The organism is Stutzerimonas marianensis (assembly GCF_022810315.1).
GTDB classification, from domain to species: domain Bacteria; phylum Pseudomonadota; class Gammaproteobacteria; order Pseudomonadales; family Pseudomonadaceae; genus Stutzerimonas; species Stutzerimonas marianensis.
Genome location: NZ_JALGRD010000005.1, coordinates 102,734 through 123,847 on the forward strand (window position 1 = coordinate 102,734; position 21,114 = coordinate 123,847).

The window sequence follows — 21,114 nt, forward strand, 5'->3', positions numbered from 1 at the left end:
TTTATTTGCCCGGCTACTGGCCCGACGTGCAGCGGCGCTACCAGGCCGCCATGAGCTGACGGCAAGTATCTATCCATCGCGACGCCCCTGCATGACCAGGCGTTGAGGCATTGCAGTCTGCTCCGTAGGGGCGAATTTATTCGCCCGGCTATCTAGGTAGCTTTCACGCCATCTCGTAATTCATGTAACGCCTGCAAGGCGTCAAAGCCCGCCCGTGCCAACGATCCTCAAGCCGCTCTGGCCGTTGCCCTGGCGTTGCACCTGGATTTGCACCGGGATGCGCTCGTGCATTTCGGCGACGTGCGAAATCACCGCGACCTTGCGCCCCTGGGCCTGCAGCGAATCCAGCGCGTCCATGGCGATCTGCAGCGACTCGGGGTCGAGGCTGCCGAAACCTTCGTCAATGAGCAGCGACTCGATCTTCAGCTTGCTCGACGCCATCGAGGCCAGACCCAGCGCCAGGGCCAGCGAGACGAGGAAGGTCTCGCCGCCGGAGAGCGAGTGCACCGAGCGCAGCTCGTCGCCCATCTCCGTGTCCATCACCAAAAGCCCCAGCGGGCTGCCGCCGCGTTTGAGCCGGTAACGCCGGGCCAACTGGCGCAGTTGCACGTTGGCATGCTGCACCAGGAGGTCGAGGTTGTAGGCCTGGGCAATCTTGCGGAAGGCACCGCCATCGCTCGAGCCGATCAGCGCGGCAATGCGACCCCAGCGCTGGCTTTCAGCCGTGGCCTGGTCGATCTGCTGGCGCAGCGCCTGGCTCCCACTGCGGCGACGGTCATCGTCCAGTAGCGCGGCGCGGATTTCGGTGCTGCGCTGCTCGGCGCTGTCGCAGTCGGCCTGTGCGGCGGTCAACTGCAGGTTCAGCGTCTCGGCGTCCGGGACGTCGGGTTGGCTCGCCTGGTGCGTGGCGAGTCGCTGCTCGCAGCCATCCAGCCGTTCACGGCAGCGGGTGAGCTGTTCGGTGTTGGCGCGCAGGCGCTCGCGTGCTTCGGTGAGCAGGGCATCGTCCAGCTGCAGCAGCTGTTCCAGCGTGGCATCGTCGATGTCCGGATGCGCGGCGCGCCAGGCGGTGAGTTCGTCCGCCAGCGTGCCGCGCTCGGCCAGGAGCTCGTCGCGCCGCCCGCTGCAGTTCTGCTGCTCGCCGGCAAGGCGGGTCAGTTCGACCTTTGCCTCGTTGAGTTGCCGGTCGACCTCGGCCTGCTGTTGCCGCGCGGCCTGGACGGCGCTGTCGAGCTGCTGCTGCCAGGCGCTGGCGCTGGATTGCTCGCCCAGGCTGTCACGCAGACTCTGGCGGCAGGTCTGTTCGCGCGCCTGGAGTTCGGCAAGGCGGCTGGCGCACGCCTGATGCTGGTCGTGGCGGTGCCGCTGTTGGAGTTGTTCGCGCTCGAGCGCCGCTTCCCGCTGCTGTTGCTCGTCGAGGCGAAGGCTGTGTTGTTCGAGCTGCTGGCGGCGCGCCTCGACCTGCGCATCCAGCGTCATGAAGCTGTCTGCGGGCCGGTCACGCCAGCCGGCGAGCAGAGTGGCGGGGACCAGGTCGGCGAACGCCGCGAGTTCTTCGTCGATCCGCGCCCCGTCACGGGCCATGGCGTCGCGCTGGGCGGCCAGTGCCTGGGTGGCCTGGGTGCAGGTGTCGCGCGCCTGTTGCCAGGCATTGAGCAGCGCTTCGGCGCGTTGCTGCAGGCCGAGCAGCTCGCGTTGCCGCGTGCCGTCCTGCGCTATTTCGGCCTTGAGTGCCGACACCTGCGCGTCGAGCCAGGCGTCACGGGTGGCTTCGGCCTGCTCGAGGAGTTTGGCGTAGGCGGGCAGGGCGGCGAGGCGTGGGGCGAGCGATGCCCGTTCTTCGTCGAGCTCCGCACGCTGGCGCTCATTCTGCTTCAGGCCGGTCGAAAGCGCGGTGTGCTGGTCGCGCAGGGTCTGGAGCCGTTCATCCTGTGCCTTGAGCTGCTGCTGCGCCTGTGCCAGTTCGTGTTCGTCGTGGTCGTCCAGCGCGGCGAGCAGCGCCTCGCCATCGTGCCAGGGATGTTCGGTGCTGCCGCAGACGCTGCAGGGTTCGCCCGGTATGAGCGCGGCGCGCAGGGCTTCGACATTGGCGCTGCGGGCCAGGCGCTGGCGGTCGAGCACGCCTTGTACGACCTTGAGCGCCTTCTCGGCGTCGTCACGCTCGGCGCGAGCCAGTTTGCCGGCTTCGGTCAGCGCCGCGAGCGCGCTTTGATCGCGGTCGTGCTCGGCCTGCAGGCTTTGCCGGCGGGCGTCGAGTTGCTGTTGGCGCGACCAGAGCGTTTGCAGGTCGTCGAGGTCGCGCTCGGTTTGGCGAGCGGTGTCGAGGCGGGCCGTCAGCTGCGCCAGTTGCTCGCTGATTCCGGTCTCGCCGCCAATCTGCGACTGCAGCGTGTCGAGCGCCTGGCGCGCCTCGGTCTGGGCTGTTTCGGCACTGCGCGCGGTCGCCTCCAGCGCGGGCAGCTCCTGCTGGCCCTGGTGCAGGCGGGCGGCAATCTGCACGGCCTGCTGCAACCGCGGACGGTAGCCGTTCCAGGCAGCGCAAAGCGGCTGCAGCGCGGCGCTCGCGGCGAGCGGTTCGGCGAGCGCGGCCAGTTGCGCCGCGGTGTGTTCCTGGCGTTCGTGCAATTGGACCAACTGCTGCTCGCCGGCCTTTCGTGCGGCGTCCGCCTGTTCGGCCTGGTCGTGGGCCTCGCGCAGGTCGGTGCTCAGGTGCGCGAGGCGTTCTTCCTCGCGGCGGGCATTGGCCAGCGCGGGCGCGGCGGCCTTCAGCGCCTGTTCGGCGGCCCGCAATGCTTCGGTGGCGGCCTGGCATTGCTGCGTGAGCACCGCGAGCCGTTGTTCGACGGCGCTGTGCTCGCGTTGGTGGCGGGCGAGGGTCTGCTCGATCTTCTCCTGCAGCGGCGGCAGTTCGCGGGCGCGGACGAAACGATGGCGCTGCGGCGCCAACTGCTCGAACAGCTCGAGAATGCGTCGGGCGTCGGCAAGGTCGTCCCGTTCCTGTTCGGTGGCGGCGAGGTGTTCCCGGGCGCTGTCGCGTTCGGCCTGCAGGCGGGCAAGGTCTTGCAGCCACTGGCGCTGCGCCTTGAGTTGCTCGAGCTGCTGTTGCAGGGCCTTGAGCTCGGCCTGTTGCCGCTGGTGCTCTGCCTCCAGCGCCTGGCGCGCTTCGGCATCCAGCGGCTCCAGGCCGCCGGCCTGTTGTTGCAGGTTGGCGAGGGTTTCGCGGGCGCCCTTGGCCGCTTCGAAGGCGGCCTGCCCCAGGCGGCTGTAGAGCCCGGTGTCGGTGAGCTTTTCCAGCAGGGTGCCGCGGTCATTGTCGTCAGCCTTGAGGAATGCCGAGAATTCGCTCTGTGCCAGCAGGACCGCACGGGTGAACTGGGGCAGGGTCAGGCCGAGCTTGGCTTCGAGCAGCTCCTTGAATTCACGCTTCTTGCCACTGGCGAGCAACTGCTCGCGATCCAGGTCCAGCAGGCTCTGGCTGCTCGCCTGCAGGCGACCGTCGACCTTTTCGCGTGCGCGCTTGACCTCCCAGCGCGCACGGTAGCGGTGGCCGTCGACACCGACGAAGTCCACCTCGGCATAGCCGCTGGCGCAGCCGCGTCGCAGCAGATTGCGCTCGTCGCCACTGCCGATCTCGTCTTTGCCGTCCGGCACCTTGCTCAGCAGCGAGGCGCCGTCAAGCCGCGGCGTGCTGCCGAACAGGGCCAGGCACAGGGCGTCGAGGAGGGTGCTTTTGCCGGCACCTGTAGGCCCGGTGATGGCGAACAGGCCTGCGCTGGCCAAGGGTTCGGCAGTGAAGTCGATGACCTGTTCACCGGCGAGCGAGGCGAGGTTTTTCAGGCGGATGGCGAGGATCTTCATTTGGTGTCTCCTTCGCCGCCTAGCTCGACGTTCTGCAGCAGGCTGGCGAAGTCATCCAGCGCCTGTTCGTCGGGCGGGTTGCCGAACTGCTCTTCCCAGGCGCGGGCAAAGAGTTCCTGCGGGGTGATCTGATCGAGGCCGACCAGCACGTCGGATTCGGCCTCGCCTCGTGCGCCCCGGTATTCGCTGGCGATGCGCACCAGCCGGCAGGCCTTGCCGATGATGGCGGCCTCGATGCGCTGGCGCAGGTCCGGCAAGGGTTCGTCGAGCTGCACGCGCACTTCCAGCCAGGGCAGGTGTTCGGCGAACAGGCCCACCGGCGGAAGGGCTTCGAGCTCGCCGATCACCTCCGGCAGCGGCGCGCGGCCGATGCGGATCATCTCCACGGCGCGGGGCACGGGCAGCGCTTGGACGGTGTCGAGCCGGTCGCCCTCGAAGCTCACCAGCAACACCTGATGCGGGTAGTTGATCTCGCCAAACGAGAGCGGCATAGGCGAGCCGCTGTAGCGGATGCGTTCCTGCCCGGCGACTTTCTGCGGCTTGTGCAGGTGGCCGAGGGCAACGTAGGCGATGGGTTCGGGGAACAGGCTGGCCGGCAGCGCCTCGGCATTGCCGATGACGATGTTGCGCTCGGAATCTTCCGACACCGCACCGCCGGCCATGTGTGCGTGGCTCATGGCGATCAGTGCCTGCCCTGGCTGCCGGCAGGCTTCGGCGGCGGCGATCAGGTGCCGATGGACATGGCGGATGCCGGCCATGTAATCCTCGCCCGCCTCGCCGCCGGTCACTTCCGCTGGCCGCAGGAAGGGTAGGGCCAGGCACCAACCCGCTACCTGGCCCCTCGCGTCGTGCAGCGGCACCAGCAGGCGCTCGTGGTCGAGCTGGTTTTCGGCGATCCAGCTGATGCGGCCGATGGCATGGGCGTTGAGTCGCCTCATCAGCGGCCCCGGCAGCTCGATGCGTCCGCCGGAATCGTGGTTGCCGGCGATCATGACGATGTCCAGCTGCGGCAGCGCTTCGTGGGTGCGAACGATGAAGTCGTACAGGCGTTCCTGCGCTTTGAGCGGGGGGTTGACGGTGTCGAAGATATCGCCGGCGATGAGCAGGGCGTCCGGTCGATGCTGGACGAGCTGGTCCAGCAGCCAGGCAAGGAACTGCGCATGTTCGTAATCGCGGTCCTGGCCGTGGAGGGTCTGGCCGAGGTGCCAGTCGGAGGTGTGGATCAGGCGCATACGAGGAGTCTTTTGGGCGTTCGGTTGGAATTCACCGCAGCGTGGCGCAAACGGCAGAAGGCGGGCGAATAAATTCGCCCCTACAGGGGAGGGGGGCGCCGGGGGGGCGTCACGCGTAAAGCCAAGCTTTTAACCCCTGCAGATTTCTCACCTGGATCTGCTGCGCCGCCGCATTGGCCAGCACGGTGTTCGGATCGATCTGATACCGCTGGAGCACGTATTGCACCAAAGCACCGCGGGTGGCGACCCGGAGTTCGCCGTTCTGCATGCCGTAGTCGGTTTCGATGATTGCCTTCTGTTCAGGATTCAAACGCACGTCCGGTTCGATGATCACATCCACCGGTGTGTTCCAGGCCTCGTCGTCCGCCTGGGTGTTGTCGCTCTCGTCCATCAGGTCCGGCTCGCCCCGGAAGCGACTGAGGACGAAATCGCGATAGCCGCGGTTCTTCTCGCAATAGGCGCGTACGTGCCAGCGCATGCCGGTGAAGACGAGGGTGTGCGGTGTCATCACGCGGATTTCCACTTCCGGGTGGGCGAGGGAGACATACTCCGTTTCCAGCCGCAGCCCTTCGCGGCAAGCCTTGAGGATCGGCCGCAGAACCTCGGGGCGGATGCTGCGGTCCGGTACGCGCAGCACTTCGGTATGCGCGTAGGCCACGGCCAGGCCCTCAATGTGCGGGGCGCGGTCGCGGTTCTGGTTCAACAGGTGGAGGTAGGCGCTGGCGCTGCCGTCGATGAACAGCGGTTCGAACTGTTTGCTTGGCCTGTAGCCCTTCAAATGACGGTCATATGTAAGGTTTTTCGGCGCATGCTCGTTGAGGTAGGTGTTGATGTCCTTCGAGGCCTGCTGCCGGCTGATGCCAAAGCTCTGCATCAGGTGGCCCGTGGTCAGGCGGCCTTCCCACCAGGCGATGGTTTCGATCAGGCGGTAGCGCAGCGCCAGGTCCCAGCGGATCTGGCTGATCGATTGCTTGCGTTTCATGGGGGCCTCGTCTGCTGGAAAACTTTACATGCGACTATCGGGTCGCTCGACGTGTCGCGCGAAGCTACATATATTCGGGGCGTACTTCAAGCGAGCGGAACGAGGAGGCACCATGGGCCTGATGCTGAATGCACTGCTGATTTCCACTACCGCTGTGGCGGCCATGGCCGTTCTGGCCTGGCTGGCCTATGGCATGAACGGAGGCAACTGATACAGGCGTCCGTCAGATGACGATTTGGTGTCGGGGGTATAGTCATCCGACGAGTGGCGGGAATCTCCCAGCGGGTTGCAGGGTCTTTGTACCAAGCCAAGCGCCAGAGATACCCATGAAAACCCTTTCCCGTCATCTCGCCGACAATTTCCCGCCTGATTACAAAACCCGTGTCGAGCCACAGGCCGACGGCTATCTGGTCGTACGAGTCGGCTACCCGATCAATGGCACCGAGGCCATTCGCATGGTATCGGGGCGCCAGGTGCAAAACGGCCTGCTGGTAGAGACCATCCTGGAAGACATGCGCAACGAGTTGGCCCGCCCGCAGTAATCCTCGCTCCCTTCGTTCAAGTCCCGCTCGCCTTGCCGCGCGTTTGCGTCGGCAGGTAGACCTCCGCTTGCAGACCTCCCAGCGTGCTTTGGCTCAGCGCCAACCGGCCGTTCCAGGCGGCCAGGATGTCCCGCACGATGCCCAGTCCGAGTCCATGGCCTTCGGCACGTTCGTCCAGACGAATGCCGCGCTCCAGCACTGCTTCGCGCCGGTGTTCGGGGATGCCGGGACCGTCATCCTCGACGCGGATCAGGTAGCCGTCGGGGGTGCGCTCGATCCGTAGCGAAACGGCCGAACGGGCGAACTTGCAGGCGTTGTCCAGCAGGTTGCCGAGCAGCTCTAGCATGTCCTCGCGATCCCAGGGCAGGCGGCACCCCTCGGGGACCTGCCAGCGCAGGTCCAGCTCGCGCCGGTGGATCATCTTCAGCGTCTCGAACAGCGCTGCCAGCTCGTCTTCGCAGTGGAAATAGCCGCCTGGCAATACCTCACCAGCAAGGCGGGCGCGGCCCAGCTCGCGTGAAACGCGCTGCTGGATCTGATCCAGTTGTTCGCGCAGGCCCGCCTGCAGTTCGGGCAGGGCGGCCAGTTCCTCGCGCCGGGTGAGGCTGCCGAGCACGGCCAATGGCGTCTTCAGGGCATGGCCAAGATTGCCCAGCGCATGGCGTGAGCGTTTGAGCGTGTCGTCGGTGTGCGCCAGCAAGTGATTGATCTGGTCGACCAATGGCTGCAGTTCCACCGGGGCACGAATATCAAGCTGCTGGCGCTGGCCCTGTTGCAGTTGGGCGATCTGTTGGCGGGCCCGCTCGAGCGGGCGCATGGCGAGCCTGACCGCGTAGCGCTGCAGCAGCAGGAAGACCAGCAGGGCGACGCCGACCAGGCCCAGCCCGCCGAGGCGCACCTGGGCGAAGCTCTTGAGAATGGGGGTGTAGTCTCGCGCCACGCTGATCGCGATCGCCTGGCCGTCGCGCCGGTACTCGGCGCGATAGCTCAGCAGGCGTTGCTCCTGCGGGCCGTCGACCAGTGCATCGGCCAGGCCATTGGCGGTCGGCCACTGGGGTTCGGCGTCCCACACCGAGCGCGACCGCCAGCTGCGATCCGGCAGGTCGATACGGAAATAGTGTCCCGAGAAGGCGCGCTGATAGCGCGGGTTGAGGCGGCTGGAATCGAGTTTGAAGCCTTCCCGCCCCTGCACCAGGGCCAGCAGCAGGCCCTCGGTCTCGGCCCGAAGGTCGCTTGCCAGGTTGCGCCTCAGCCCGGCTTCGAAGAGCCAGAGGCTGGTCTGGACGAGCAACAGGCCGACCAGCAGCAGGACCGAAATCAGCCCCAGGCTGAGGCTGCGCTGAATCGACTTCAAGGTGCGCCGCCGAAGCGATAGCCCTGGCCGCGGCGGGTTTCGATCAGCTCGCGGCCGAGCTTGCCGCGCAGGCGGTTGACGTGCACTTCGATGACGTTGGAGTCGCGCTCGGTTTCGCCGTCATAGAGGTGCTCGGCCAGTTGTGTCTTCGAGAGTAGCTGGCCGGGATGCAGCATGAAGTAGCGCAACAGGCGAAACTCACCGGCGGTCAGGTCGATGTCCTGGCCATCCTTGCTGCAGCGCTGCCGGGTTTCATCCAGCGACAGGCCGCCGGCTTCGAGCAGTGGCTGGTTGGCGACCCCGTGCGCGCGACGCAGCAGGGCCTGGATGCGCAGCAGCAGTTCCTCGGGGTGGAAGGGTTTGGTCAAGTAGTCATCGGCACCGGCCTTGAGGCCGTCGATGCGTTCGGCCCAGGAGTCGCGTGCCGTGAGGATCAGTACGGGTGTCGCCAGGCCCCGCGCGCGCCAGTCGCGCAACACCTCCAGCCCCGGTTTGCCGGGCAAGCCGAGGTCCAGGACGATCAGGTCATAGGGCTCGCTGCTGCCTTGGTAGTCGGCATCGCGGCCGTCGGCGAGCCAGTCGATGGCATAACCCTGGCGCGTGAGGCTGGCGACCAGCTCATCGGCAAGCGGCACATTGTCTTCGACCAGTAACAGGCGCATCAGTCTTCTTCGTCCTTGAGCAGGCGGCCGTCGCGCGCGTCGAGTTCGAGCTCGCGGGCGACGCCGTCGGCGGTCAGCAATTCGATTTCGTAGACGTAGACGCCATCCTCTTCTTCCAGTTCGGCCTCCAGCAGGCGCGCCGAGGGATAACGTTCCATCGCGCGTTGCAGAAGGGCTTCCAGGGGCATGATCAGCCCCTCGCGGCGAAGGCGAAGGGCTTCATCCTGGTCCAGGTCGCGGCTTGCCGCCGGGGTGGCGGCAAGCAGCAGGGCCACGGGAAACGAGAGGAGAATGGCGCGGTGCATTAGTCGTCCTGATGGTCCTTGAGCACTTCGCCGGTCTTGGCATCGAGCTCCATGTCCCATTGCACACCTTTGGCGTCGCGCAGTTCAAGTTGATAGATGTGGCGACCGTATTCTTCTTCCAGCTCGGTCTCCTCGATGGTTGCACCGGGGTGCTTGGCCAGCGCCGCTTCGTTGAGCTTCTCGAAGGACTCAATGGTGCCGGCGTCGCGCAACCGCATCGCTTCATCCGGACCCAGGTCACGGGCGAGGGCCAGGTTCGCGCCCAGGGCGAGGGTGGCGGCGGTGAACAGCGTAGTCAGTGTTTTCATGGTGTGTATTCCTGTGTGGGTTTCGACGATTCACAGGTTACGGGGCATGCCTTACGCCAAGCTGAACGGGGCGACAGGGCCGGGCCGACCGCCGTTGGCAGCATCCGTGGCGCGCCGGTTGTCCAATGCGCGTACGTCCACCGATACACCGGAGGCCTGCCATGAAACCGCTGCCCTGCCTGACGCTCAGCCTGTTGTTTTTCGCCCATACGGCCTTGGCGCAGGACCTGCTGAAGCCCACCGCGCCGGGAGGTTCTCCCTCGATCAACGGCGGGCCGGCGACCGAGATCGTGTCCGAACCCGTCATGCGGGCGACCGGCACCGTCGAGGCGTTGGATCGAGAGGCGGGCACCGTGACCATCGCCCACGGCCCGGTGCCTACCCTGAAGTGGCCTGCCGCGACCATGGCCTTCCAGGCCCGGCGCGAGCAGCTCGAAGGCCTCGAAGTGGGTGATTCGGTCAGCTTCACCTTCCAGAGCGAAGGTGACGAGGCTGCGATCGTTTCCATCGAAACGCGTTGATACCGGCCGCGCGGACAGGTGCCGGGCGGCGATGAACCTCTTTTCAAGCACGGCGCTCGAATTCATAGACGCCGTGTCAGCGGCGCGCTCGATAATCAGAAAGAGGATCACCGGATGTACAACAAGACGCTTACCGCCGCGCTCGCGATTGCCGTTCTCGGCGTGAGCAACATCGCCCTGGCCGACAAGCCCGGCACCGACTGGATCACCCTCGAGCAGGCCGTGGAAAAAGCCAAGGCGGCGGGCTACACCACGCTGCACGCCATCGAAGCCGATGATGACGCCTGGGAAGGCGAAGGCATGAAGGCTGACGGCAAGGTCTGGGAGTTCAAGCTCGATGGCCGAACCGGGGAAGTTCTTCGCGACGAGGAGGACTGAGCTCCTGGTGATGAGGCCGCCGTGCTCGGCGGCGGCTTGCATCACTCACCGGACCGGCCCTAGCGCCGGTCGTCATCCTTCTTGTGGCCCGGCAGCACCTTGCTCAGCGCCTGCTTGGCCGACTGCACGATGATGCCGCCTTCGTCCGGGTCGCCCTGCAGCAGCGCCGAGGCGTACTTCTTCACCTGCTCGAGCTTCAGGTGAGCGGGCAGCGGCGGGACATTCGGGTCGGTCTTGAATTCGATCAGCACGGGCCGATCCGCCGCGAAGGCTTCGTCCCAGGCGGCTTCGATCCGGTCCTCGCGATCGACATAGAGGCCCTTCAGGCCGATCGATTCGGCAAAGCGGTGATAGGGCACGTTCGGAATGTCCTGTGACGCCTCGAATTTCGGATCGCCCTCCATGACCCGCTGTTCCCAGGTGACCTGGTTCAGGTCCTCGTTGTTGAACACGCAGCAGATCCACTGCGTGTTCTGCCATTCCTTCCAGTATTTGGCCACCGTGATCAGCTCGGCCATGTTGTTCATCTGCATGGCACCGTCGCCGACCATGGCGACCACCGCGCGGTCCGGGTGGCAGAACTTGGCGGCGATGGCGTAGGGCACCGCCGCGCCCATCGAGGCCAGCCCGCCGGAGAGCGAACCCATCATGCCGCGGCGCAGCTTGACGTCACGCGCGTACCAGTTGGCGCAGGAGCCGGAGTCGCTGGTCACGATCGCCCGGTCCGGCAGCCGCGGCGACAGCTCGAACGCGACCCGCTGCGGATTGATCGGATCGGCCGAGGCCATGGCGCGTTTCTCCAGGGTCTTGTCCCACTCGGCGCGGGCCTTTTCGATCGTCTCGCGCCAGGAGCGATCGGTCTTGTGCTCGAGCAGCGGCAGCAGCGCGCGAAGGGTCTCGGCCGCATCGCCGTGCAGGTTCACCTCCATCGGGTAGCGGATGCTCAGCATCTCCGGCTTGAGGTCGATCTGCACACCGCGGGCCTGGCCTTCCTCGGGCATGAATTCGGCATAGGGGAAGCCGGACCCGACCATCAGCAGGGTGTCGCATTCGGTCATCAGCTGATGGCTCACCTCGGTGCCGAGCAAACCGATGGCGCCGGTGACCCAGGGCAGGTCATCCGGCAGCGCGGCCTTGCCCAGCAGAGCCTTGGCGACCCCGGCACCGAGCTTGTCGGCCACGGCGGTTACCTCGTCGGCGGCGTGCAGCGCGCCGGCGCCGATCAGCATGGCGATCTTCTTGCCGGCATTGAGCACCTCGGCGGCGCGCTGGAGGTCGGCGTCGTAGGGGACCACCTTCGGCTTCACGTAGCCGATGCCGGACCGGAGCGTGCCGTGGGCGCGCGGTGGCTCGCTGTATTCCATCTCCTGCAAGTCGTTGGGCAGGACGATGGCCGTCACCCGGCGCTCACCGACGGCGATGCGCACCGCCCGGTCGATCAGGTGGCGCACCTGTGCCGGCGCGCTGGCCTGCTGGACGAAGGCGCCGGCGACGTCCTTGAACATCGAGACGAGGTCCAGCTCCTGCTGGTAGTGCCCGCCGATCGCGGTACGCGCTTGCTGGCCGGTAATCGCCAGCACCGGCATGTGGTCGAGGCGGGCATCGTAGAGCCCGGTCAGCAGATGCGAAGCGCCCGGCCCCGAGGTGGAAATGCAGACGCCCAGCCCACCGTTGAACTTGGCATCGGCCGCGGCCATGAACGCGGCCATCTCCTCGTGTCGCGCCTGGATGAAACGGATCTTCTCGTTGGCGCGGTTGAGCGCGCCGAACACACCGTTGATGCCGTCGCCCGGATAGCCGTAGATCCTCCGTACGCCCCACTGGTAGAGGCGTTCGATCACGTAGTCACCCACTGTCATGGTCATTGAGCATCTCGCCTGGTCAGGTTTGGAATCGGTCGTGCCCCGACGGCACAGCTGTTCTTGTCTGGACCGGGCGGTTTCTTCAGGGTTCGTCGCCTTCGGCTGGGTGGTGTCGCCGTCGGTCAATGGCAGCAGCCGGCCGGCTCGCCGGGTTCGGCCGGCCAGGCGCGGCCGGTGCCGTCGACCCGGTCGTTGTGGCCGTACCGGTCGTGGTGGCGCACCCAGTCGGTGAGGTTGTGACGCGGGCCGGTCTCGTTGCGGCCGTGGGGCGTCATGTCCAGCAGGACGTAGCTGCCGAGCAGCTCTTCGGCCCCGCGGCCATAGGCGGAAAAGGTGTGAAAGATGCGCCCGTCGGGGTCGCGATAGAACACGCTGAACCCGGAAAGCTCCTCGCAGATGAACGGCTGCCAGGCGTAGTTGTAGAAGACCTTGCCGTCGACGATGTCCTGCGGCTCGAACGAGACGTGGAAGTCGCGGTTGAAGTGGCTGCCGGCCGATGACACCCAGCGGAACTGCCAACCCATGCGCCGGCGGAAGGCGTCGAGCTTGGCGAAAGGCGCCCGGGACACGGCGACCACGCTGACATCATGGTGCGGCAGGTGCAGCAGCGCGCCCTGTACATGGTCCATTTCGAACGAGCAGCCGACGCAGCCTTCATCCCAGTCCGGGGCGAACATGAAATGCTTGACGATCAGCTGGCTGCGACCGTCGAACAGCTCGGCCAGGCTCACCGGGCCCTGTGCGTCATGGAAGCGGTACGCCTGGTCGACGGCTGTCCAGGGCAGCTCGCGCCGGGCTGCGGCAAGGGCGTCACGCTGGCGCGTCAGCGCCTTCTCCTGCTTCAGGTGTTCAGCGTGAGCGGCGAGCCAGTCTTGGCGGGATAGGATCGGGTTCGTCATCGTCGTTCTCCGAAGGGTGCCGGGTGGATGGCACCGCTGAGGGCGCCTGGAAGATGGTCGAATGGCGGTGCGCGGGTTCGACAGCTTCGGTGCAGACGAGGCGACGGCCGGTCGCCGGCGACGACTGCGGTATCATCGCCGGCTTCGAACGATCCGGATGCCAGGCTCATGTCCGCTTCCAACGCGCGCAGTACGCTGCACCTGCCCCAGGGTGACTGGCCCACGGTGCTCGATTGTCTGTGCGCGCATTTCCCCAGCATCGACCGCACAACCTGGACCGACCGCTTTGCTCGCGGTCGGGTGCTGGACGCCAATGGCCAACCGCTGGCGGTCACGCACCCTTATCGGGTCGGCCTGAAGGTGCATTATTTCCGCGAAGTGCCGGACGAGCCGCCGATCCCCTTCGAGGAGCAGGTGCTGCATCTCGATGACCACCTGCTGGTGGCCGACAAACCGCATTTCCTGCCGGTGATGCCAGCCGGTGGTTACGTCAACGAAACCCTGCTGGCGCGCCTGTGCAAGCGCGTCGGCAATGCCGATCTGGTGCCGATCCATCGGATCGATCGCCTGACCGCCGGCTTGGTGCTGTTTTCTACCAATCCCGAGAGTCGCGGCCGCTACCAGGCGCTGTTTCGCGAGCGCAATATCGCCAAGCGCTACGAGGCGATCGCCCCGGCGCTTCCCGGCCTGGCGTTTCCACGTGTGGAGCGGTTGCACATGGTTGATGGCGAACCGTTCTTTCTGATGAAGCGCGGCGACGGCGCACCCAACAGCGAGACGCGCATCGAGGTGCTCGAACGGCGCGGTGCGCTCTGGCGTTACGCGCTCTATCCGGTCACCGGTCGCAAGCATCAACTGCGCCTGCAGATGGCGACACTGGGGGCCGGCCTCTGCAACGACCCCTTCTACCCCGACCTGCTGGAGCGCAGTCGTCGTGACCAAGATGACTACACCAAACCGCTCAAGCTGCTGGCGCGTGGGCTTGAGTTCCGCGATCCGCTGAGCGGCGAACCGCGCCGGTTCGAGAGCCGGCTGCAACTGGACTGGTAGCGGCGCCGCCTCTTCCGAAACATCCGCTGCGCCCGATGTCCTGGATCGCGCGCAAGCCGGCTCCTGCCTGGTTGCTCTGCATCTGCCAGCAGCGCCTGCTCATCACCCTGTAGGAGTCAGCCTGCGGGCGATCAGCTACAGCCCGAAAAGCCGGGGAATGCAAGCAAGGCTGCGGTAGATCTGGCTGTTTTCGAGGCTTGGGGCAGTGTTGTGCTTACTGCTCCGTTTTTATAGGCGTTAGCTTGCTGGCATTCAGTCGCACGGCACCTTTCCTTGCGGGTCCCAGTCGATATGCCTGTCCCAGGAACCGAAGAAAACGCCATGCCTGAAGGTCCATCCATCGTCATCCTTCGCGAAGAAGTCGCCGGCTTCACGGGCCAGCGAATCGAGCGCGCCGAGGGCACTGCGGGGCTCGACAAGGCGCGACTGGTCGGCCAGACGGTGCGGTCGTTTCGTAGCTGGGGCAAGCAATTCCTCATTGAGCTGGACGAGGTTTCCCTGCGCATCCATCTGCTGCTGTTCGGCAGTTATCGGATCAACGAACGCAAGGACACCGTTCCGCGGCTGAGTCTCGGTTTCGCCAACGGCGGGCTGAATTTCTACGGTTGCTCGGTGCAGTTCATCGAAGGCTCGCTGGACGAGGCCTATGACTGGAGCGCGGACGTCATGAGCGACGCCTGGGACAGCCGGGCCACCCTGAAAAAACTGCGCGCGCGGCCTCGGCTGCTGGCCTGCGATGCGCTGCTGGATCAAACCCTGTTCTCCGGGTCGGGCAACATCATCAAGAACGAGGTGCTGTTTCGAACGCGCATCCATCCGCTGTCGCTGATCGGCGAGTTGCCGGCGGCCAAGCTTCGCGAGCTGACGCGTGAAGTGCGGACCTACAGCTTCGAATTCCTGCAGTGGAAGCGCGAAGGCACGCTCAAGGCGCATTGGCTGGCGCATACCAGGACCACCTGTCCGCGCTGCGGGATTCCCTTCGTTCGAGCCAAATCCCTGGGCCGCAGCAAGCGCCGCAGTTTCTACTGCGAGCGTTGTCAGAAGCGCTATGGCGACAGCGACGAGATCGCAGTCGAGGCGCCTGTTGCCGAAGCCTAGCGGTACCGGCGTTGTATGCTGCGCCGGGCCTGCGTTTTTCTTTTCCGAGGACGATTCTTCGATGCGTACCGCGCTGCTGTCATCCCTTGTCGCCCTGGTCGGGCTTGCCAATGCCAGCGAGCCGCGGCTTACATTGCAGGTCGGAGAGGCGACGCTTCAGGCCGAGTACGCGCGCACGCCTGCCGAGCGCGAACGTGGCCTGATGGAGCGCACCGAGCTGGCCGAGGACCACGGCATGCTGTTTCGCTTCGATGCGTTTCGCCAGCACTGCCTGTGGATGAAGAACACCCCATTGCCGCTGTCGGCGGCCTTCATGGACGAGCAGGGGCGGATCGTCGATCTGATCGACCTCGAGCCGCACAGCACCGCGATCCGCTGCTCCAAGGCGCCGGCCCGTTACGCGCTGGAGATGAATCGTGGCTGGTTCGCACTCAATGGCGTCGAGCTTGGCGAACAGGTGCAGGGCATTCCCGGTCTCTGAACGGCCCCGCGCTCAATCCAGCGGCAACTCCGTGGTGCGCTTCACCTCGCTCATGGCGATATGCGAGTGCGCCTCCTGAACGTGGGGGCGCTGCAGGAGGTGGTCACGCAGGAAGCGCTCGTAACTGTCGATATCGCGTGCCACCACCTTGAGCAGGTAATCCGACTCACCGGCCATGGTGTGGCACTCCAGCACCTCGGGATAACCCACCACCGCCCGCTCGAACTCGTCGAGGTTGCTGCGGCCGTGGGCCGAGAGCTTGATATTGACGAACACCGTCATGTTCAGCCCGAGTTTCTTCGGATTGAGCAGGGCGACCTTACGCTCGATCAGCCCTTCCTCCTGCATGCGATGGATGCGTCGCCAGCAGGGCGATTGCGACAGCTCGACCTTTTCGGCGATTTCCGCAGCGGACAGATCGGCGTTGTGCTGCAGCAGCATGAGGATCTTGCGATCGATGCTGCTCAGTGGCGTGGACTGCATGGTCGTTCCTGTTTTGTTGTTGTTTGCGAATGGGACATGCACAGAACTGCTGTTCTACCGCAAAAGTAGAAAGAAAATCTCTCCGCGTCACGGCCAGACTGTTAATCGACACGCGACGGTGGGGTGATCCCCTGCCGATCGCCGGCGTGGAGAAACAACCGTGCGGTTTCTCCATGACTGCGTCAGGCGGGTAGCGAACAACGCCACCCTGACTCCGATAACAACAAATTAGGAGCGCCCCATGTCTCTGGCCGAGATCCGTCTGGACGACAAGTACCGGCTTGCTACCGGTCATCTGTACCTCACCGGCACCCAGGCGCTGACCCGCTTGCCGATGCTGCAGCATCAGCGTGATCAGGCCCGTGGTTTGAACACCGGTGGCTTCATCTCCGGCTATCGCGGCTCGCCACTGGGCGGGCTGGACAAGAGCCTCTGGGAAGCTCGCGACTACCTCAAGCAGAACGCCATTCACTTCCAGCCGGGCGTCAACGAAGAGCTGGCTGCCACCGCGGTGTGGGGCAGCCAACAGACCAACCTGTTCCCCGGTGCCAGGTACGACGGCGTGTTCGCCATGTGGTACGGCAAGGGGCCGGGCGTCGACCGCGCCGGCGACGTCTTCAAGCACGGCAACGCCGCTGGTGTGTCGCCCAAGGGCGGCGTGCTGCTGCTGGCGGGCGACGACCACGGCTGCAAATCCTCGACGCTGCCGCACCAGAGCGAGCATGCCTTCATCGCCGCCTCGATTCCGGTGCTGAATCCGGCCAACGTCCAGGAAATCCTCGACTACGGCATCATCGGCTGGGAGCTGTCGCGCTACTCCGGCTGCTGGGTGGCCCTGAAGACCATCGCCGAGAACGTCGATTCCTCCGCCGTGGTGGAAGTCGATCCGTTGCGTATGCAGACGCGTATCCCGGAAGACTTCGAGCTGCCCGAGGACGGCGTGCACATCCGCTGGCCCGACCCGCCGCTGGCTCAGGAAAAGCGCCTGAACCTGTACAAGATCTACGCCGCGCGCGCCTTCGCCCGGGCCAACAACCTGAACCAGGTGACGCTCGATTCGCCGAATCCGCGGCTTGGCATCATCACTACCGGCAAATCCTATCTCGACGTGCGTCAGGCGCTGGATGACCTGGGCCTGGACGAAGCGCTGTGCGCCTCGGTCGGCCTGCGCGTGCTCAAGGTCGGCATGAGCTGGCCGCTGGAGCCGGTCTCGGTGCACGAGTTCGCCCAGGGGCTGGACGAGATTCTGGTGGTCGAGGAGAAACGCAGCATCATCGAGGACCAGCTCACCGGGCAGCTCTACAACTGGCCCGTCAGCAAGCGCCCGCGGGTGGTCGGCGAGTTCGACGAGCAGGGCAACTCACTGCTGCCGAACCTCTCCGAGCTGACCCCGGCGATGATCGCCCGGGTGATCGCCAAGCGCCTCGCGCCGATCTACACCAGCGACAGCATCCAGACCCGCCTGGCCTTCCTCGATGCCAAGGAAAAGGCCCTGGCCGCGCGCAGCTACAGCACCGTTCGCACGCCGCACTACTGCTCTGGCTGTCCGCACAACACCTCGACCAAGGTGCCCGAAGGCAGCCGCGCCTCGGCCGGTATCGGCTGTCACTACATGGTGCAGTGGATGGATCGGCGCACCGAGACCTTTACCCAGATGGGCGGCGAGGGCGTCAACTGGATCGGCCAGGCGCCGTTCACCGACACCCCGCACATGTTCCAGAACCTCGGTGACGGCACCTACTTCCATTCCGGCAGCCTGGCCGTGCGTGCGGCAGTGGCGGCTGGCGTCAACATCACCTTCAAGATTCTCTACAACGATGCCGTGGCCATGACCGGCGGCCAGCCCATCGACGGCGAGCTGCGCGTCGACCAGCTCAGCCGGCAGATCGCCGACGAGGGCGTCAAGCGTATCGCGCTGGTCAGCGACGAGCCGGACAAGTACCCGACCCGCGACAGCTTCGCGCCGATCACCAGCTTCCACCATCGCCGCGAACTGGATGCGGTGCAGCGTGAGCTGCGCGAATTCAAGGGCGTTTCGGTGATCATCTACGACCAGACCTGTGCCACCGAGAAGCGTCGTCGGCGCAAGCGCGGCAAGCTGGAAGACCCGGCCAAGCGCGTGTTCATCAATCCCGCCGTGTGCGAGGGTTGCGGCGACTGCGGCGAGAAGTCCAACTGCCTGTCGGTGCTGCCGAATGAAACCGAGCTGGGCCGCAAGCGCGAGATCGACCAGAACGCCTGCAACAAGGACTACTCCTGCGTCGAGGGCTTCTGCCCGAGTTTCGTCACCGTGCATGGCGGCGGGTTGCGCAAGCCCGAAGCCGTGGCTGGCGGTATCGAGGCGGCGACCTTGCCCGAGCCGCAGCATCCGTCGCTGGAGCGGCCATGGAACGTGCTGATCCCCGGCGTTGGCGGCAGCGGCGTGACCACCCTCGGCGCGCTGCTCGGCATGGCCGCGCACCTGGAAGGCAAGGGCTGCACCGTGCTCGACCAGGCCGGTCTGGCGCAGAAATTCGGCCCGGTGACCACTCACGTGCGCATCGCCGCAAAGCAGAGCGACATCTACGCGGTGCGTATCGCCGCCGGTGAAGCCGACCTGCTGCTGGGCTGCGACCTGATCGTCGCGGCGGGCGATGAATCGCTGACCCGCCTCAACGAGCAGATCAGCAATGCCGTGGTGAACAGCCACGAGTCCGCCACCGCCGAGTTCACTCGCAACCCGGATGCCCAGGTGCCCGGCGCGGCCATGCGCCAGGCAATCAACGATGCAGTCGGCGCCGACAAGACCCACTTCGTCGATGCCACCCGCCTGGCCACGCGGCTCTTGGGCGATAGCATCGCCACCAACCTGTTTCTGCTCGGCTTTGCCTATCAGCAGGGGCTGCTGCCGATCAGCGCCGAGGCCATCGAGAAGGCCATCGAACTCAATGGCGTTGCCGCCAAGCTGAATCTGCAGGCCTTCCGCTGGGGCCGCCGTGCGGTGCTAGAACGCGAAGCGGTGGAAGGGCTGGCGCGCCCGGTCGAGGTCGCCGAACCACTCTGTAAAACCCTGGAAGAGATCGTCGAGTGGCGCGTGGATTTCCTTACCCGCTACCAGAACGCCGGGCTGGCGCGCCGCTATCGCCAGCTGGTCGAGCGCGTGCGCGATGCCGATACGGCGGACGACCTGGCGCTGTCCAAGGCCGTCGCCCGCTACTACTTCAAGCTCCTGGCCTACAAGGACGAGTACGAGGTGGCGCGGCTCTACAGCGAGCCGGAATTCCGCCAGCAACTCGAGGCGCAGTTTGAGGGCGACTACAAGCTGCAGTTCCACCTCGCCCCGGCCTGGCTGGCCAAGCGTGACCCCGTCACCGGCGAGCCGCGCAAGCGCGAGCTGGGGCCGTGGATGCTCAATGTGTTCGGCGTGCTGGCCAAGTTCCGCTTCCTGCGTGGCACACCGCTGGATCCGTTCGGCTATGGCCATGACCGCAAGCTCGAGCGCGAGCTGATCGGCGAGTACGAAGGCATCGTCGAGTCGCTGCTGCGTGAGCTCAAGCCGACCAACTACCGCACCGCGGTCGCCATCGCCTCGCTGCCCGAGCAGATCCGCGGCTACGGCCCGATCAAGGAGCGCAGCGTTGCGGCCGCCCGCCAGCGGCAAAAGCTGCTGATCGAGCAGCTCGCCGCCGGCGATGCAGAACAACCCGTGCGCCTGTTCCACTCCGCGGCCTGACCCGCCGCTGTAGGAGCAGGCGCACCTGCGACCGCCGTTCAAGCCACGAGGCCGCGGCCGGTTCTGCCGGTCGCTGCAACGCACAATTACAAGAGAGGCCCCCATGTCCGTCTTCACCCATCCCGATTTCGACGCCCACGAACAGGTCGTCTTCTGCCATGACCAGGCCAGCGGCCTGAAGGCGATCATCGCCATCCACGACACCACGCTCGGCCCTGCGCTGGGTGGTTGTCGCATGTTTCCCTACGTCAACGACGACGAGGCCCTGCGCGATGTGCTGCGGCTGTCGCGTGGGATGACGCTGAAATCTTCGCTGGCCGGGCTCAAGCTCGGCGGCGGCAAGGCGGTGATCATCGGCGACCCGCACACCGGCAAGAGCCCGGCACTGCTGCACGCCATGGGCGATTTCGTCGACAGCCTCGGCGGGCGCTACATCACCGCGGCCGATTCCGGGACCGGTGAGCCGGAGATGCAGGCGTTCGCCCAGCGCACCCGGCACGTGATCGGTGCCACGCCACGGGCCACGCTCGACGGCAGCATTGCCAGCGGCGATCCGTCGCCCTCCACCGCGCTCGGTGTGTTCGTCGGGCTCAAAGCGGCGGTGCGCCACCGCCTCGGGCGCGATGACCTGATCGGCCTGAAGGTGGCGATCCAGGGGGTCGGGCACGTCGGTCTCGGTCTGGCTCGGCACCTCAAGGAGGCCGGCGCGCAGCTCTGGGTCAGCGACATCTTCGACGCCAACGTGCGCACCGCCGTGGAAGAGCTTGGCGCCTGTGCGGTACGCCCGCACGACATCTACGGCCTGGACGTGGACGTGTTCGCGCCCTGTGCCATGGGCGGCATCCTCAACGCCGAAACCCTGACTACGCTGCGCGCGCCGGTGATCGCGGGCGCGGCGAACAATCAGCTGGCGAGTCCGGAAATCGGCGCGGAGCTGCAGCGGCGCAACTGCCTCTACGCGCCGGACTATGCGATCAACGCCGGCGGCATCATCGACGTGTACTACCAGCGCGTCGGCGGCAGCGCCTCGCAGTCGGACGCGCATATCCGCGGCATCGCCGACACCCTGCGGCAGATCTTCGAGCGCGCCGCCGCCAGTGGCGAATGCACCTCGGTCATCGCCGACCGCCTGGCACTCGAGCGGTTGCAGGGCGGCGAACAGCTGCAGGCCACGCCACATCGGCTGCATGCCTAGTGGCCTGGGCGGCTCGTTCGGCGGGCCGGCGTTGCGCGCGTCAAGGTGACGGGCTGCTGGCCCAGTCATGACACGTCGGGACGGCCGGGCTCCGTACCCGGCATCCGATCCTGACCCAACGATCTGACCCCGCCGGCCGCTGCGCCCCGGCCGGTTTGATTCACCCGGACGGCTCGCTCGCCGTCCCGGACA

Annotated in this window: 18 protein-coding genes; 8 read left to right on the forward strand and 10 right to left on the reverse strand. The window is 66.0% G+C overall.

The window, feature by feature from the left end:
- Nucleotides 1–201 precede the first annotated feature (201 nt).
- The 3 genes from MST27_RS10215 to MST27_RS10225 form a co-directional block, all read right to left on the reverse strand.
- Nucleotides 202–3,858, reverse strand: a complete 3,657-nt coding sequence (locus MST27_RS10215; protein ID WP_243605860.1) for an AAA family ATPase — start codon at nucleotides 3,856–3,858, stop codon at nucleotides 202–204.
- Nucleotides 3,855–5,090 carry an exonuclease SbcCD subunit D C-terminal domain-containing protein gene (locus MST27_RS10220; RefSeq protein WP_243605861.1) on the reverse strand — a complete coding sequence of 412 codons (1,236 nt, stop codon included), beginning with the start codon at nucleotides 5,088–5,090 and terminating at the stop codon, nucleotides 3,855–3,857. The genes MST27_RS10215 and MST27_RS10220 overlap by 4 nt, the downstream gene beginning before the upstream one ends.
- A gap of 109 nt (nucleotides 5,091–5,199) precedes the next feature.
- Nucleotides 5,200–6,072 (reverse strand): BrxR family helix-turn-helix transcriptional regulator, encoded by an 873-nt coding sequence (locus tag MST27_RS10225; protein WP_243605862.1) that lies wholly within the window; start codon nucleotides 6,070–6,072, stop codon nucleotides 5,200–5,202.
- Nucleotides 6,073–6,398: 326 nt separating this feature from the next.
- On the opposite strand from MST27_RS10225, the gene MST27_RS10230 reads away from it, so the two are divergent.
- Entirely contained in the window at nucleotides 6,399–6,614 is a 216-nt protein-coding gene (locus tag MST27_RS10230) for a hypothetical protein (RefSeq protein WP_243605863.1), read from the forward strand.
- 16 nt (nucleotides 6,615–6,630) lie between these two features.
- Here MST27_RS10230 and MST27_RS10235 read toward each other — a convergent pair whose 3' ends face one another.
- Genes MST27_RS10235 through MST27_RS10250 form a run of 4 tightly spaced genes read right to left on the reverse strand, consistent with a single transcriptional unit; the run spans nucleotide 6,631 to nucleotide 9,243 of the window.
- Nucleotides 6,631–7,968, reverse strand: coding sequence for a sensor histidine kinase (locus MST27_RS10235; RefSeq protein ID WP_243605864.1), 1,338 nt, complete (start codon nucleotides 7,966–7,968; stop codon nucleotides 6,631–6,633).
- Nucleotides 7,965–8,630 (reverse strand): response regulator transcription factor, encoded by a 666-nt coding sequence (locus MST27_RS10240; RefSeq protein ID WP_243605865.1) that lies wholly within the window; start codon nucleotides 8,628–8,630, stop codon nucleotides 7,965–7,967. Before MST27_RS10240 ends, MST27_RS10235 begins: the two co-directional genes overlap by 4 nt.
- Nucleotides 8,630–8,935, reverse strand: a complete 306-nt coding sequence (locus MST27_RS10245; protein WP_243605866.1) for a PepSY domain-containing protein — start codon at nucleotides 8,933–8,935, stop codon at nucleotides 8,630–8,632. Before MST27_RS10245 ends, MST27_RS10240 begins: the two co-directional genes overlap by 1 nt.
- Nucleotides 8,935–9,243: a PepSY domain-containing protein gene (locus MST27_RS10250; RefSeq protein WP_243605867.1), complete on the reverse strand. Its 309-nt coding sequence runs from the start codon at nucleotides 9,241–9,243 to the stop codon at nucleotides 8,935–8,937. Before MST27_RS10250 ends, MST27_RS10245 begins: the two co-directional genes overlap by 1 nt.
- A 161-nt stretch (nucleotides 9,244–9,404) precedes the next feature.
- On the opposite strand from MST27_RS10250, the gene MST27_RS10255 reads away from it, so the two are divergent.
- Nucleotides 9,405–9,764, forward strand: a complete 360-nt coding sequence (locus MST27_RS10255; RefSeq protein WP_243605868.1) for a copper-binding protein — start codon at nucleotides 9,405–9,407, stop codon at nucleotides 9,762–9,764.
- Between the two features lie 114 nt (nucleotides 9,765–9,878).
- The gene (locus MST27_RS10260) at nucleotides 9,879–10,142 is read left to right on the forward strand and encodes a PepSY domain-containing protein (RefSeq protein WP_243605869.1); all 264 of its coding nucleotides are present in this window, start codon (nucleotides 9,879–9,881) and stop codon (nucleotides 10,140–10,142) included.
- Nucleotides 10,143–10,201: 59 nt separating this feature from the next.
- On the opposite strand, the gene MST27_RS10265 is transcribed toward MST27_RS10260, so the two are convergent.
- A complete protein-coding gene (locus tag MST27_RS10265; protein WP_243605870.1) occupies nucleotides 10,202–12,007 on the reverse strand; it encodes a thiamine pyrophosphate-requiring protein in 1,806 nt (601 codons plus the stop codon).
- Between the two features lie 119 nt (nucleotides 12,008–12,126).
- Nucleotides 12,127–12,903, reverse strand: coding sequence for a DUF899 domain-containing protein (locus MST27_RS10270; protein WP_243605871.1), 777 nt, complete (start codon nucleotides 12,901–12,903; stop codon nucleotides 12,127–12,129).
- A 168-nt stretch (nucleotides 12,904–13,071) separates the two neighbouring features.
- Between MST27_RS10270 and MST27_RS10275 the strand changes: the two genes are divergently transcribed.
- The 3 genes from MST27_RS10275 (at nucleotide 13,072) to MST27_RS10285 (ending at nucleotide 15,532) form a co-directional block, all read left to right on the forward strand.
- Nucleotides 13,072–13,953, forward strand: coding sequence for a pseudouridine synthase (locus tag MST27_RS10275; protein ID WP_243605872.1), 882 nt, complete (start codon nucleotides 13,072–13,074; stop codon nucleotides 13,951–13,953).
- Between the two features lie 321 nt (nucleotides 13,954–14,274).
- The gene (locus tag MST27_RS10280) at nucleotides 14,275–15,051 is read left to right on the forward strand and encodes a DNA-formamidopyrimidine glycosylase family protein (RefSeq protein ID WP_243605873.1); all 777 of its coding nucleotides are present in this window, start codon (nucleotides 14,275–14,277) and stop codon (nucleotides 15,049–15,051) included.
- A gap of 61 nt (nucleotides 15,052–15,112) precedes the next feature.
- Nucleotides 15,113–15,532: a DUF192 domain-containing protein gene (locus MST27_RS10285; RefSeq protein WP_243605874.1), complete on the forward strand. Its 420-nt coding sequence runs from the start codon at nucleotides 15,113–15,115 to the stop codon at nucleotides 15,530–15,532.
- A gap of 12 nt (nucleotides 15,533–15,544) precedes the next feature.
- Here MST27_RS10285 and MST27_RS10290 read toward each other — a convergent pair whose 3' ends face one another.
- The gene (locus MST27_RS10290) at nucleotides 15,545–16,015 is read right to left on the reverse strand and encodes an Lrp/AsnC family transcriptional regulator (protein WP_243605875.1); all 471 of its coding nucleotides are present in this window, start codon (nucleotides 16,013–16,015) and stop codon (nucleotides 15,545–15,547) included.
- Nucleotides 16,016–16,256: 241 nt separating this feature from the next.
- Here MST27_RS10290 and MST27_RS10295 point away from each other — a divergent pair, with 241 nt between their 5' ends.
- Complete coding sequence (locus MST27_RS10295; RefSeq protein WP_243605876.1) at nucleotides 16,257–19,727, forward strand: indolepyruvate ferredoxin oxidoreductase family protein; 3,471 nt, start codon at nucleotides 16,257–16,259, stop codon at nucleotides 19,725–19,727.
- 103 nt (nucleotides 19,728–19,830) lie between these two features.
- Nucleotides 19,831–20,922, forward strand: coding sequence for a Glu/Leu/Phe/Val dehydrogenase dimerization domain-containing protein (locus MST27_RS10300; protein WP_243605877.1), 1,092 nt, complete (start codon nucleotides 19,831–19,833; stop codon nucleotides 20,920–20,922).
- Nucleotides 20,923–21,114 lie beyond the last annotated feature (192 nt).